General features: G+C 72.1%; 8 protein-coding genes. 6 read left to right on the plus strand and 2 right to left on the minus strand.

Annotated elements, in window-relative coordinates; genetic code table 11:
* Positions 1-3 precede the first annotated feature (3 nt).
* On the plus strand, positions 4-1,062 hold the full coding sequence (locus tag VI078_15945; protein ID HEY6000779.1) for a peptidylprolyl isomerase: 1,059 nt from the start codon (positions 4-6) through the stop codon (positions 1,060-1,062).
* Positions 1,063-1,085: 23 nt separating this feature from the next.
* Positions 1,086-3,935 (plus strand): PKD domain-containing protein, encoded by a 2,850-nt coding sequence (locus VI078_15950; protein HEY6000780.1) that lies wholly within the window; start codon positions 1,086-1,088, stop codon positions 3,933-3,935.
* A gap of 59 nt (positions 3,936-3,994) precedes the next feature.
* Here VI078_15950 and VI078_15955 read toward each other — a convergent pair whose 3' ends face one another.
* Positions 3,995-7,111 (minus strand): efflux RND transporter permease subunit, encoded by a 3,117-nt coding sequence (locus VI078_15955; GenBank protein HEY6000781.1) that lies wholly within the window; start codon positions 7,109-7,111, stop codon positions 3,995-3,997.
* The gene (locus VI078_15960) at positions 7,108-8,400 is read right to left on the minus strand and encodes an efflux RND transporter periplasmic adaptor subunit (GenBank protein HEY6000782.1); all 1,293 of its coding nucleotides are present in this window, start codon (positions 8,398-8,400) and stop codon (positions 7,108-7,110) included. The genes VI078_15955 and VI078_15960 overlap by 4 nt, the downstream gene beginning before the upstream one ends.
* A 192-nt stretch (positions 8,401-8,592) precedes the next feature.
* Here VI078_15960 and VI078_15965 point away from each other — a divergent pair, with 192 nt between their 5' ends.
* From VI078_15965 to VI078_15980, 4 genes are all read left to right on the plus strand, one after another.
* Positions 8,593-8,982, plus strand: coding sequence for a hypothetical protein (locus VI078_15965; protein ID HEY6000783.1), 390 nt, complete (start codon positions 8,593-8,595; stop codon positions 8,980-8,982).
* 58 nt (positions 8,983-9,040) lie between these two features.
* Positions 9,041-10,756, plus strand: a complete 1,716-nt coding sequence (gene kdpA / locus VI078_15970; protein HEY6000784.1) for a potassium-transporting ATPase subunit KdpA — start codon at positions 9,041-9,043, stop codon at positions 10,754-10,756.
* Between the two features lies 1 nt (position 10,757).
* Positions 10,758-12,833, plus strand: a complete 2,076-nt coding sequence (kdpB, locus tag VI078_15975) for a potassium-transporting ATPase subunit KdpB (GenBank protein ID HEY6000785.1) — start codon at positions 10,758-10,760, stop codon at positions 12,831-12,833.
* Positions 12,830-13,218 (plus strand): potassium-transporting ATPase subunit C (locus VI078_15980; protein HEY6000786.1); only part of this gene is annotated, 389 nt, incomplete at its 3' end. The genes kdpB and VI078_15980, both read left to right, overlap by 4 nt.

The following is a 13,218-nucleotide window of genomic DNA, read 5'->3' on the forward strand; positions in this document are numbered from 1 at the left end:
GCCATGGGCGCGCACGGGATGGGCGTGAAGATGCGGGGGCCGGCTGCCGGCGCGGCACTGGCTCTCGTCTGCTCACTGGGGGGCGCGGCACCCGCGCCGGCAGCCGATGCGCCGGCCCCGCCTGGACAGGGCCGGGCGCTCGCGGATGTCGCCGGCCGCACGATCTCGGTCGCCGACCTCGAAGGTTACGTGCGGATGCGTCCCCAGAAGCGCGACGTCGAGCCGGGCGAGGAGGCCGTCCGCAGGCGGCTCGAGGAGCTGGTCCAGACCGAGGCCCTCTACGCCGAGGCGTTGCGCCGGGGCATCGACCGGGAACCCGACGTCAGGCAGACGATCCGGCAGGTGGTTGTCCAGCGGCTGCTGGAGCGCGAGGTCGACCGCCCGGCGTTCGAACGGAAGATCGCCGAGGATGAGTTGAAGCGCTACTACGACGAGCACCTCACCGACTTTGTCCGCACGGAGCGGGCGCGGGCCTCCGACATCTTCTTCGCGGCGCCGGAGAGCGGTGATCCAGCCGTCCGCGCGGAGAAACGCAAGAAGGCCGAGGCGGTGCTGGCGGAGGCGCTGGCGCTGCAGGACACGCGGTTCGGCTTCGGCGAGCTGGTGCTGAAGCACTCCGACGAGCCCGCCGGTCGGCCGAAGGGGGACACCGGCTTCTTCGACCGGGAGGGAAAGCCCGGCGGGATCCCGCGGCAGCTCGCGGAGGCGCTGTTCGCGGTGGAGCGGCCTGGGGCGATGACGGGCAGCGTCGTCGCGGCGCCCGACGGCTTCTACATCGCGATGCTCACCGGGCGCCAGTCGGCCGTCTCCCGGCCCTTCGAGGACGAGGGCGTCCGCCGCGAGATCGACGATCGGATCCGCACCGCGGAACGTCGCCGCCGACAGGACGAGTTCGTGGCGGCGATTCGCAGCGCGGCAGGCGTGAAGGTGGACGAGGCCGCGCTCGGGGAATTGCTGGCCGCCTTACGCGCGGAGGGCGCGGCGTCACAGATCGGCCTTCCAGTGCTGCCGGGAGCGAGTTCGCAGCAGGCGCCGCCGTCGGTGCCGGGGATCGGGCGATGAGAGCGTGGGGAGGTGAGGGAGTCATGAAGAGCAGGGACCGGGTGGCCGGTGTTGCAGCACTTTCAGCGCTGGCCGTGGTGCTCGTACTGTCAACCGCCGCCCTCGCCAAGATCCCGGAGCCGCACCACGTGGTGTACGGGGCCGTGACGGTGGACGGTGTGGCGGCGACCAAGGGCGTGGTGGCGCTGCTGCCGGCGGGCTCGACCGAGCCGATCGCGACGTACGCGCTGGGCTCGCAGCCGGGCGCGGAGGGCAAGTACGTGCTGCGGGTGCCGATCGACGCGCTGTATCCACGTGCGGCGGGGACGGCGCGCCCCGGCGATGCGGCGCAGATCCTGGTCAACGGTCTGTGGGGCGGGGACGTGACCATCGGCGAGAAGGGCAGCTTCCAGGAGCTGGCGCTGGCGGCCACATCCGAGCACAAGATCGTCTTCGTCGCCGGTCCCGGCGGCGTGCCCAACCCGGCGGAGTCCGGCGGGACGGCGGGCGTCGGTGTTCTGGCCCGCGACACGCTGGGGCACACGCTGAGCTATGCGTGGAGCGCGCTGTGCCCGGGGCTGGCAGGGGCGGGGAGCTTTGAGGACGCGACGAAGGCGGCGACGCTGTGGACGGCGCCGGCGAACCTGACGGGCGCTCCGCAGGGGTGCACGCTGACGGTGCAGGCGGGGGACGGGCAGGGGCTGGCGGCGAGCCGCTCGTACAGTCAGGGGGTGCTGGCGCTGCCGGATCGCGTGACGCTGGTGAGCGGGCCGTCGGGGACGCCCAACCCGGTGGCCTCGGACGGCGTGGTGACCTTGAGCGCCACGGCGCAGGACAGCTTCGGGCACGCGGTGGCCTTCGTGTGGAGCGCGCAGTGCGCGGGGCTCGAGGGCAACGGGACGTTCGTGACGGCATCCGACGGGACGATCACGTGGACAGCGCCGGGCAACTACACGGGCGAGGCGCGCGAGTGCCGGCTGCAGGTGGTGGCCGGCGACGGGCTGGGGCACGAGGTGCAGGGGGCGTACGCGCAGCAGGTGAGCTCGGACGCGCACGTGATCGCGATCTCCTCGCCGGCGGGCGGTGCGCCCAACCCGGCATCGCCCGGGGCGGTGGTGAGCCTCTCGGTGGAGGCGTCGGACAACCAGGGGCACCCGCTGCGCTACGCGTGGCGGGCGTCGTGCGTGGGGCTGACGGGCAACGGGAGCTTCGACGACGCGACGAGCCGCACGCCGCGCTGGACGGCGCCGGGCAAGAGCGTGCCGGGGCCGGGCGCGTGCGCGATGGAGGTGCGCCTGGACGACGGACTCGGCGCGAGCCGGGTGAGCGGCTACCGGCAGGTGGTGTCGGACGGCCGCCCGGTGGCGGTGGCGAGCGCGAGCGCGGCGTCGGTGGCGTGCCCGGGCGAGATCACCTTCGACGGCAGCGGCTCGTACCACCCCAGCGGGGCGCGCCGGGTGGTGAAGTGGGAGTGGGACTTTCACTACGAGCGGGGCGAGTTCCGGACCGAGGCGGTGGGCGCGCAGGTGTCGTACGCCTACGGCGATGTGGGTCCGCACACGGTGGCGCTGCGGGTGAGCGATGACGCGCCGCTGCCGGGTCGGGACATCGCGACGCTGGAGGTGCGCACGGAGGGCGCGGCGCCGGTGGCGAGCGCAGGCGGTCCGTACGCGATCGGCTACGGCTCGCCGCTGGCGCTGGACGGCTCGTGGAGCACGGACCCGGACGTGGCGTGCGGGGACCGGGTGGAGGGCTACGCCTGGGACCTGGACGACGACGGGGAGTACGACGACGCGGCGGGGATCAAGCCGCTGTTGAGCTGGACGCAGGTGCGGCAGGTGGTCTGCGGCGGCTCGTGCGAGGTGGGGCTGGCGTACCCGCTGTCGCTGCGGGTGACGGACCGGCTGGGGTACACGGCGGAGGCGCCGGCGCAGGTGACGATCGGCGCTCTGGAGGTGCCGATCCGCCTGGCCTCGCCCAACGGCGGGGAGGTGCTGGGGACGGGCACGAGCGCGGCGGTGCGCTTCGTGAGCGGTGCGACGGTGGAGGAGGTGCGGCTGCTGCTGCGCCGCGGCGACGGTCCCTGGCGGACGGTGCTGCCGTCGGGCACGTACCGCGCGGCGGGGACGGCGGAGGACGGCGCGGTGGTGGACGGGGTGCGTTTCTGGAAGGTGCCGCCGGCGCTGGAAGGGACGTACCGGGACTACGCGCTGAAGGTGGTGGGGTATACCGGCGGGGACGCGGTGGGCTCGGACGAGAGTGACGGGCGCATCGGGATCGGGCCGGTGGAGGTGACGGCGCCGGCGACGGGGGCTCTGCTCGTGGGCGGTCGGCGGGCGAGCGTGCGCTGGAGCCGCTGGGCGACGGTGCGGCCGGTGGCGGCGGTGCGGATCAGGTACACGGTCGACGGGGGCGAGAGCTGGCAGCTGGCGGGGTACGCGCGCCCCGGTGCGGGGGAGTACTCCTGGCGGGTGCCGGTGCTGCGCCGGCGCAGCGATCGCTGCCGCGTGGCGGTGGAGCTGCTCGGCGTGATGGGCGCGGTGCTGGGGCGGGACGCGGGCGCCGGCGCCTTCAGCATCGGCGGCGGGGTGGAGCTGCTCGGGCCGCAGGCGGGGGACCTGGTCTACGGCGGGACCGGGAGGCTGGTGCGCTGGCAGACGGCGGCGATCGGGCCGGTGGCCCGCACGCGCGTCTCGTCGAGCCTGGACGGCGGTGCGACATGGACAGTGTTGGCGACGCTGGCGGGCAATCCGGGTGAGTACGCGTGGGATGCGCCGGCGGTGACGGAGGCCAACGCGCAGTGCCGTCTGGCGGTGGCGCTGCTGGACGCGCGCGGGGCGGTGCTCGCGCGCGATGAGGGGGAGGGGCTCTTTACGCTCGTGCCGAAGCCCTGATCTGCGGGAACTTCACGGAGTCCCGGCCGGCGCCTGTCGCCGCGCCGGCCGGGCGGACGTCAGGCCGCGACGGGGCCGGTGGGCTTCTCTTTCATCCCGAGGAGCCGCCGCACCCGGTGCTGCAGGCCATCGAAGTAGGTGTAGAAGACCGGCGTCACGTACAGCGTGATGAACTGCGAGAAGGCCAGCCCGCCGACGACGGCGAGGCCGAGCGGGCGGCGGCTTTCGGCGCCGGCGCCGAGGCCGAGCGCGATCGGCAGCGTGCCGAAGAGCGCGCACATCGTGGTCATCATGATCGGGCGGAAGCGGATGGCGCAGGCCTCGAGGATGGCGTCCAGCGGCGCCTTGCCTTCCTTGCGCTCGGCCTCCAGCGCGAAGTCGATCATCATGATGGCGTTCTTCTTGACGACGCCGATGAGCATGATCAGGCCGACGTAGCTGTAGACCGACAGCTCCTGCCGGAAGACCAGCAGCGTCAGCAGCGCACCGAAGCCGGCGAACGGCAGTCCGGAGAGGATCGTCAGCGGGTGCACGAAGCTCTCGTACAGGATGCCGAGCACGAGGTAGATCACCAGGACCGCCAGCACCAGCAGGGCCAGCAGCCCGGCCTGCGACGCCTTGAAGGCCTGGGCCGTCCCCGAGAAGCTCCCGGTGACGGTCTGGGGCAGCACGCCCCGGGCCACTCCTTCCACCTGCTTCACCGCGTCCCCGAGCGCGACGCCGGGCTTCGTGTTGAAGGCCAGCGTGACCGCCGGCAGCTGCCCGGCGTGGTTGACGGTGAGCGGCCCGAGGCCCGCCCGCATCGTGGCCAGGGTCGAGAGCGGCACCAGCTCGCCCTTCGCGGTGCGGATCGACAGCAGGTCCAGCGCCGCGGGGTCGCGCTGGTACTCCGGCAGCGTCTGCAGGATCACCTGGTACTGGTTCGTGGGGGTGTAGATCGTCGAGACCTGCCGCGCGCCGTAGGCGTAGTAGAGGGAGTTCTCGATCTGCTGGGCGCTGACGCCGAGCGCCGCCGCGCGATCGCGGTCGATCTCGATGGTGACCTCGGGGTTCTTCAGCAGCAGGTCGCTCGTCACGTCCTGGAGGCCGGGCAGCTCGCGCAGCTTCGCCTCGAGCTGCGGCGCGACCGCGTACAGCTCGTCGAGGTCCTGACCCTGGAGCGTGTACTGGTAGAGGCTCTTGCTCGATGCGCCGGGCAGGCGGATCGTCGGGGGCACCTGCGGGAACGCGCGGATGCCCGGGACCTGCGCCAGCCTGCCGCGCAGGCCCTCGACGACCTGGGCGCCGTCTGCCGTGCGCTCGCGCCGGTCGCGCAGCTTGATGAACATCCGTCCCTGGTTCGAGCTGCCGCCGCCCGGCCCGCCGCCCGCGGAGGACATGAAGGACTCGATGTTCGGCTCCTTCGCGACGATCTCCATCAACGCCTGCTGGTGCGGCACCATCGCTTCGAAGGAGGTCCCCTCGGCGGCCTCGGTGATGATCGAGAGCCGGCCGGTGTCCTCGATCGGGAAGAGGCCCTTGGGGACGAGCCTGAAGAGCCCGACCGTGCCGGCCATGATCGCCAGCGAAGCCGCCAGCGCGACGCGACGGTGGCGCGTGAACCAGGCGAGACTGCGGACATAGAGGCCGAGGAAGAACTGGTAGCCGCGCTCGGTGAAATTGAAGAAGCGGCCGTGCGCGGTGTCGTGCGAGCTGCGGATGAAGCGGCTGCACATCATCGGCGTCAGCGTCAGCGAGACGACGCCGGAGATCAGGATCGCCGAGACGATCGTGATCGAGAACTCGCGGAAGAGCCGGCCGATGACCCCGGGCATGAAGATCAGCGGCAGGAAGACCGCGGCCAGCGAGATCGTCATCGAGAGGATCGTGAAGCCGATCTCCGCCGCGCCATCCAGCGCGGCCTGCATCGGTCTCTTGCCCATCTCGACGTGGCGCACGATGTTCTCGAGCATCACGATCGCGTCGTCGACGACGAAGCCGAGCGAGAGCGTGAGCGCCATCAGCGAGAGGTTGTCGATGTTGTAGCCGAAGGCCTTCATGACGGCGAACGTGCCGATGACGCTCATCGGCAGCGCGAGGCTCGGGATCACGGTGGCCGAGACGTTGCGCAGGAAGAAGAAGATCACCAGCACCACGAGCACGAAGGTCAGCAGCAGCGTCCACTGCACGTCGTTCACCGAGTCCTTGATCGACTCGGAGCGGTCGTAGAGCACGTCCACGCTCACCGACGCCGGCAGCTGCTGGCGCAGCACGTCGAGGGTCTGGCGCACTGCCTTCGCTACGGCGACGGTGTTGGTGCCGGGCTGGCGCTGGATCGCCAGGATGACGCCACGGCTCGCGACGCCCTCGTTCGTGAACCAGGCGGCGGTCTTGTCGTTCTGGACGCTGTCGAGCACGCGGCCGACGTCGTCGAGGCGCACCGGCGCGCCGCCGCGATAGGCGACGATCAGCTGGCGGAAGGCATCGGCATCTTCGAGCTGCCCGGAGGCGCGCAGCGTCAGCGCCTTCTCCGCGCCCCAGAGGGTGCCGGTCGGCATGTTCACGTTCCCCTGGTCGATCGCGTTCGAGACCTCGTCGATGCCGATCTGCTTCACGGCCAGCCGGCGCGGGTCGACCTGGACGCGCACCGCGTACTTCTGCGAGCCGTAGACCTGCACCTGGGCCACGCCCTGGACCATCGAGATCCGCTGGGCCATCAGGTTCTCGCCGTACTCGCTGAGCGTGGAGAGCTGGAGCGTCTTCGAGGTCAGCGCCAGGAACAGGATCGGGTCGTCGGCCGGATTGACCTTCTGGTACGACGGCGGCGTGATGTCCTGCGGCAGGCTGCGCATGGTCTGGGCGATCGCGGCCTGCACGTCCTGGGCGGCGGCGTCGATGTCGCGGTCGAGCGCGAAGGTCAGCACGATCGTCGCCGAGCCCTGGCTCGACGACGAGGTCATCGAGTCGATGCCGGCGATCGTCGAGAACTGCTTCTCCAGCGGGGTGGCGACCGCGGAGGCCATCGTCTCCGGGTCGGCCCCGGAGAGACTGGCGCGCACCTGCACCGTGGGGTAGTCGACGTTGGGCAGGTCGCTCACCGGGAGGGTGCGGTAGCCCATGACCCCGAACATGACGACCGCGGCCATCAGCAGCGTGGTCGCGATGGGCCGGCGAATGAAGAGGCCGGCGATGTTCAACGGGCTTTCTCCGCCAGGCCGGTCTTGAGGACCACGGGCGAGCCCGGCGTCAGGCGCAGCTGGCCGTCGGTGACGACGGTGTCGCCGGCGGCGAGGCCGGCCTCGATCACGGTGCGCCCATCGGCGGCCGGGCCCGGCTTCACCGGGCGGACGGCGGCGGTGCCGCCCGCCTCGACGATGAAGACGTACGGCCCCTGCTGCCCGTTCTGGAGCGCGGCGGTGGGTACGACGACAGCCTTCCCGCGCACGGTCAGCACCAGCGAGACGTCGACGAACTGCCCCGGCCAGAGCACGCGGTCGGCGTTCGCGAACTCGGCCTTCAGGGCGATGGTCCCGGTGGCCCGGTCGACCGAGTTGTCGACGAAGACGACACGGCCTTCCCGGGGCGCTCCCTCGCCGCCCGACAGCGCGACCCGCACGGAGAGCGTCCCGGCGGCGCGGTAGCGCTGCACCTCCGGGAGCCGCGGCTCGGGCACCGCGAAACGGACGTGGATCGGCTGGATCTGATTGACCACCACGAGGGTCACGTCGTTGGCCTTGACCAGGTCGCCCTTGTCCGCGAGCAGGCTCCCCGCCTGCCCCGCGATCGGGGAGGAGATGACCGTGTAGGCGAGCTGGAGCTTCGCGTTCTCGATGCCGGCCTTCGTGGACTCCGCGGAGGCGCGGCTGGCCTCGAGCGCGGCGCGGGCGGCGCTCGCCGAGGCGCGCGCGGCGTCCAGCGCGGCGCGGGCTGCGTCGAGGTTGGTCGCCCGCTGGTCGGCATCCTCGCGCGAGACCAGTTCCTTGGCGAGGAGGTCCGCGTAGCGCTTTGCCTGGCTTTCCGCGTTGCGGACCTGGGCCTCGGCGCTGCGCACCTGCGCCTCGGTGGTCTGCGTCTGGGCCTCTGCGGAACGCCCCTGGGCCTCGTCGCGCGCCAGGTTCGCCTCGAGCTGGCGCAGCGTCGCCTCCAGCGGCCGCCGGTCGAGCCGGAAGAGGACCTGCCCGGCGCGGACCATGTCGCCCTCGCGGAAGGCGACCTCGGTGATCGTGCCGGTGACCTGGGAGCGCACCGGGGAGGATTGGACCGCTTCGACCGTCCCGAGCGCCCGGACCTCGATCGGCACGTCAGCCAGTTCGGCCTTCGCCGCGAGCACCGGCACCGGCGGGCGCTTCGCCGCCGCGCCCGCCTGGCCGCCGCCCTTGCCCGCGCCCTCCGGTTGCTTCGCGCACCCCGAAGGAACGAGGAGAGTCGCCGTGAGCGCTGCCAGAACGAGCGCTGCCGCTGTCGTCTTCCGGGGATTTGACTTCATGCCTGCCCTTTCCGCTTCGCGGCTTCGACTCGAGCCGCCGTGGTTCCCATCAGCCAGTTAATCGACGGACTATACTCTTTCGTGCGGGAATTTTCAGCAGCACGTCCTGACGAAATCCTGACGCCCCCGTGCAAGTTCCTTGCGCCCTTCTTGCCTCGAAAGACCTACGTTTGAAGGCAGGAGGAGGAGACGATGAGGTTGAGAGCGGCAGTGATGGGAGGCGCCGCGGCACTCTGGCTGGCCGCCGCTGTGCCGACGGGTGCCGGCGCCGCGTCCTACGACCCGCTGACGCAAGGCGGGGAGGAGGCGCCGGCCGAGATGGCGAAGGGTGCGGCGGTGCACCTCTTCTCCAGCGGCAACGAACAGATGGCGAAGTCGCTTCACGCGGGCGACGTCTTGACGGTCCTCGGTCGAACCGGTGGCGCGGACGCCAGGCCTGTCGGATCGATCCGGGTGACGGCGCTGGTCGGGAAGACCTGTGTCGCGGGGGAGGTCCTCGAGGGGAACGTCCGGATCCACGACCTTGCCGTCAAGGACGGTGTATATTTCCTCGTGATCCCCGCGGCGCTCTGTACGGAGTGACCGCCGTGTGCCGGGGCGACGTTCCCCGACGGCGTGCAATGCCCGGGAGGTCCCGACGATGACGCTTGCCGACGCGGCCCAGGTGGTTGCGCTCCTGGCGCTGCTGCTCCTGGCGGCCGGTCCCCTCGGCGCGTACATGGCGCGCGTCTTCGCGGGGGAGCGGACGTTCCTAGACGGGATCCTCGGCCCGTGCGAACGGCTCGTCTATCGCGCCGGCGGCGTCGACCCGGAGGAGGAGATGGGCTGGAGGCGCTATGCCGCCGCCATGCTCGCCTTCAACGCCGCGGGACTGGCCGCGCTGCTCGCGCTGCTGCTCCTGCAGGGAGTGCTCCCGCTCAACCCCCGGGGCCTGCCGGGCTTCGACTGGGACCTGGCGCTCGGCACGGCGGTCAGCTTCGTCACCAACACCAACTGGCAGAACTACGCGGGCGAGGCCAGCGCCGGCGCCCTCGTGCAGATGGCCGGCTTCGCCGTCCAGAACTTTCTTTCCGCGGCCACCGGCATCGCGATCGCCGTCGCCCTCGTGCGCGGTCTGGCGCGCCAGCGCTCCGCCACCATCGGCAACTTCTGGGCGGATCTCGTCCGCGTGACGCTCTACGTGCTCCTCCCGCTTTCGCTCGTCGCGGCGCTCCTGCTCGTCTCCCAGGGCGTGATCCAGAGCTTCGGCCCCTACCGGCCGATCGAGCCGCTGGAGGCCCGGGCGGCGGCGGGCGAGGGGGCGGCGCTGCTGCCGCTGGGCCCGGTCGCCTCGCAGGAGGCGATCAAGGAGATCGGCACGAACGGGGGCGGGTACTTCAACGCGAACTCCGCACATCCCTTCGAGAACCCGACGCCGCTGACGAACTTCCTCGAGATCTTCCTCATCCTGCTGATCCCGGTCGCGCTGACCTGGACCTTCGGGCGGATGGCCGGCGACCCGCGCCAGGGGCGGGCCCTGCTCGCGGCCATGCTCGCGCTGCTGCTGGCGGCCGGCGGCGCCCTCGTCCGGGCGGAAACGCGCGGCAACCCGCTGCTCGCCGGGGCGGGCGTCGCCGGCCCGGGCCTGGAAGGGAAGGAGACGCGCTTCGGCGTCGTCGGCAGCGCGCTGTTCGCGACGGCCACGACCGCCACCTCCTGCGGTGCGGTCGACGCGATGCACGATTCGCTCACGCCGTTGGGCGGCCTTGTGCCGCTGGGCCTGATCCTGCTCGGCGAAGTCGCCCCCGGCGGCGTCGGCTCCGGCCTCTACACGATGCTGGCTTTCGTCCTGATCGCGGTCTTCGTCGCCGGCCTGATGATCGGCCGGACGCCGGAGTACCTCGGGAAGAAGATCGAGGCGCGCGAGATGTGGCTCGCGATCGTGACGGTCCTGACCCCGGGCGCGCTCGTGCTGGTCTTCTCCGGCGTCGCGGTCGTCCTGCCCGCCGGGCTCGCGACGCTCGGCAACCCGGGCGCGCACGGGCTGAGCGAGGTCCTCTACGCCTTCGCCTCGATGGCGAACAACAACGGCAGCGCCTTCGCGGGCCTGGGCGGCGACACGCCCTTCTACAACCTCGCGGGGGCGCTGGCGATGGCGCTCGGCCGGTTCGTCCCGGCGGTCGCGGTGCTGGCCATGGCCGGCTCGCTCGCGGCCAGGAAGGCAGTGCCGCCGAGCCTCGGGACATTGCCGACCCACCAGGCCCCGTTCGTCCTCTGGCTGATGCTCGTCGTGCTCGTCGTCGGCGCCCTGACCTTCTTCCCGGCGCTCGCCTGCGGGCCGATCGTGGAGCACTTCCTGATGTCGGGGGGCCGCTGACGTGTCGCGGCATTCACCGGAGCAGGTCTCGATCTTCGACCCGCGGATTCTGCGGCCGGCGCTCGTCGAGTCGCTCCGGAAGCTCGACCCGCGCGCGCTCTGGCGCAGCCCGGTGATGTTCGCGGTCGAAGTCAGCGGCGCGATCGCGCTCGCCACGTTCCTGCGGTCGCTGGCCGGCTTCGGCGACGAGCCGGCCTGGTTCGCCGGCCTGGTGTCCTTCTGGCTCTGGCTGACGGTGCTCTTCTCGACGTTCGCCGAGGCCCTCGCCGAGGGGCGCGGCAAGGCGCGCGCCGCCTCGCTGCGCAAGACCCGCACCAGCGTGTCCGCCAGGCGCCTGGCGCGTCCGGCGTTCGACAGTCCGGCGCAGACGGTGCCGGCGTGCGAGCTGCGCAAGGGAGACCATATCCTCGTCGACGCGCACGAGACGATCCCCGGCGACGGCGAGGTCGTGGCGGGCGCCGCGCTCGTGAACGAGGCGGCGGTCACCGGGGAGTCCGCGCCGGTGGTGCGGGAGGCCGGCGGCGACCGCAGCGCCGTCACCGGCGGCACCGAGGTTATTGCCAACCGGATCGTCGTCCGCATCACGGCGAACCCCGGCGAGACCTTCCTCGACCGGATGATCGGCCTCATCGAGGGGGCGAAGCGCCGCAAGACGCCGAACGAGGTGGCGTTGGAGGTGCTGCTCATCGCGCTGACGGTCGTGTTCCTGCTGGTCGTCGCGAACCTGAGCCCCCTCTCGCGCTACAGCGTGAAGGCTGCCGGCCGGGGCGAGCCGGTCTCGCTGACGGTGCTCACGGCGCTCTTCGTCTGTCTGGCGCCGACGACCATCGCCGCGCTGCTGCCGGCGATCGGCATCGCCGGCATGGACCGGCTCTTCCAGCGGAACGTCGTCGCGCTCTCGGGCCGCGCGATCGAGGCCGCCGGCGACGTCAACGTGCTGCTGCTGGACAAGACTGGGACGATCACGCTCGGCAACCGCGCCGCCGTGCGGTTCGTGCCGGTCGGGGAGCACGCGGAGCGCGACGTCGCCGAGGCGGCGCTCATGTCCTCGCTCACCGACGAGACGCCGGAGGGCCGCAGCATCGTCGTGCTCGCGAAGGAGCGGTTCGGGCTGCGGCTGGCGGCGCTGCCGGCGGGGGCGTCGGGCGTCGCCTTCAGCGCGGAGACGCGCCTCAGCGGCGTGGATCTGGCGGACGCCCGCTACCGCAAGGGCGCGGCGGACTCCGTGGCCGCGTTCGTCCGGGCGGCGGGCGGGGCGGCGCCCGCCGAGCTCGGAGGCATCGTCGAGGCGATCGCGCGCGCCGGCGCCACGCCGCTGGTGGTCGCCGTCGGCGCGCGCGTCGTCGGCGTGGTCGAGCTGAAGGACATCGTCAAGGGCGGCATCCAGGAGCGCTTCGACGCGCTGCGCAGCATGGGCATCAAGACGCTGATGATCACCGGCGACAACAACCTGACGGCGGCGGCCATCGCCGCCGAGGCGCGTGTCGACGGCTTCCTGGCGCAGGCCAGGCCCGAGGACAAGCTGCGCCTGATCCGGGAGCACCAGGAGCAGGGGCTGATGGTGGCGATGACGGGCGACGGCACGAACGACGCGCCCGCGCTGGCGCAGGCCGACGTCGCGGTCGCGATGAACACGGGCACGCAGCCGGCGCGGGAGGCCGCGAACATCATCGACCTCGACAGCAACCCGACGAAGCTCCTGGACATCGTCGAGATCGGCAAGCAGATCCTCATGACCCGCGGGAACCTGACGACCTTCAGCATCGCGAACGACGTCGCCAAGTACTTCGCGATCATCCCCGCTGCGCTCCTCGGCATCTACCCGCAGCTCCAGGCGCTGAACCTGATGCACCTGGGCAGCCCGGCGAGCGCCATCCTCTCGGCGGTGATCTTCAACGCGCTGGTCATCCCCGCGCTGATCCCGCTGGCGCTGCGTGGCACGAAATACCGCCCGATGCCGGCGGAGCGCCTGCTGGTGTTCAACCTGCTCGTCTACGGGGTCGGCGGCATCGTCGCGCCGTTTGCCGGCATCAAGGCCATCGACGTGCTCGTGGGGCTGCTCGGGGGGACGGGATGATGAAGCAGGCGCGGGCCGCGATCCTGGTCCTGCTGGCGCTGACGGTCGTCTGCGGCGGGCTCTACCCGGCCGCCGTGACGCTCGCCGCGCGACTGGCCTTTGCCCGCCAGGCCGAGGGGAGCCTCGTGCGCGACGCCGGCGGGAGGGTCCGCGGCTCCCTGCTCATCGGACAGGCCTTCTCGGGGCCGGGATACTTCTGGCCGCGGCCGTCCGCGACCGGCGGCTTCCCGTACAACGCCCTCGCCTCGGGCGGCTCCAACCTCGGGCCCACGAACCCGGCGCTGTTCCGCCGGGCCGCGGAGCGCGCGGTGGCGCTGCGGGACGCGGGCGTCGCCGACCCCATCCCCCCGGAGCTGCTGCTCGCCTCGGCCAGCGGCCTCGACCC

The sequence above is a fragment of the bacterium genome (genome assembly GCA_036524115.1).
Lineage (GTDB): Bacteria > JAUVQV01 > JAUVQV01 > JAUVQV01 > DATDCY01 > DATDCY01.

Excerpts from the sequence above, each read along its gene's own strand:
- VI078_15965 (HEY6000783.1), top strand. The coding sequence starts at position 8,593 with ATGAGGTTGAGAGCGGCAGTGATGGGAGGCGCCGCGGCACTCTGGCTG.
- VI078_15960 (HEY6000782.1), bottom strand. The coding sequence starts at position 8,400 with ATGAAGTCAAATCCCCGGAAGACGACAGCGGCAGCGCTCGTTCTGGCA.
- VI078_15945 (HEY6000779.1), top strand. The coding sequence starts at position 4 with ATGGGCGCGCACGGGATGGGCGTGAAGATGCGGGGGCCGGCTGCCGGC.
- VI078_15950 (HEY6000780.1), top strand. The coding sequence starts at position 1,086 with ATGAAGAGCAGGGACCGGGTGGCCGGTGTTGCAGCACTTTCAGCGCTG.
- kdpA (HEY6000784.1), top strand. The coding sequence starts at position 9,041 with ATGACGCTTGCCGACGCGGCCCAGGTGGTTGCGCTCCTGGCGCTGCTG.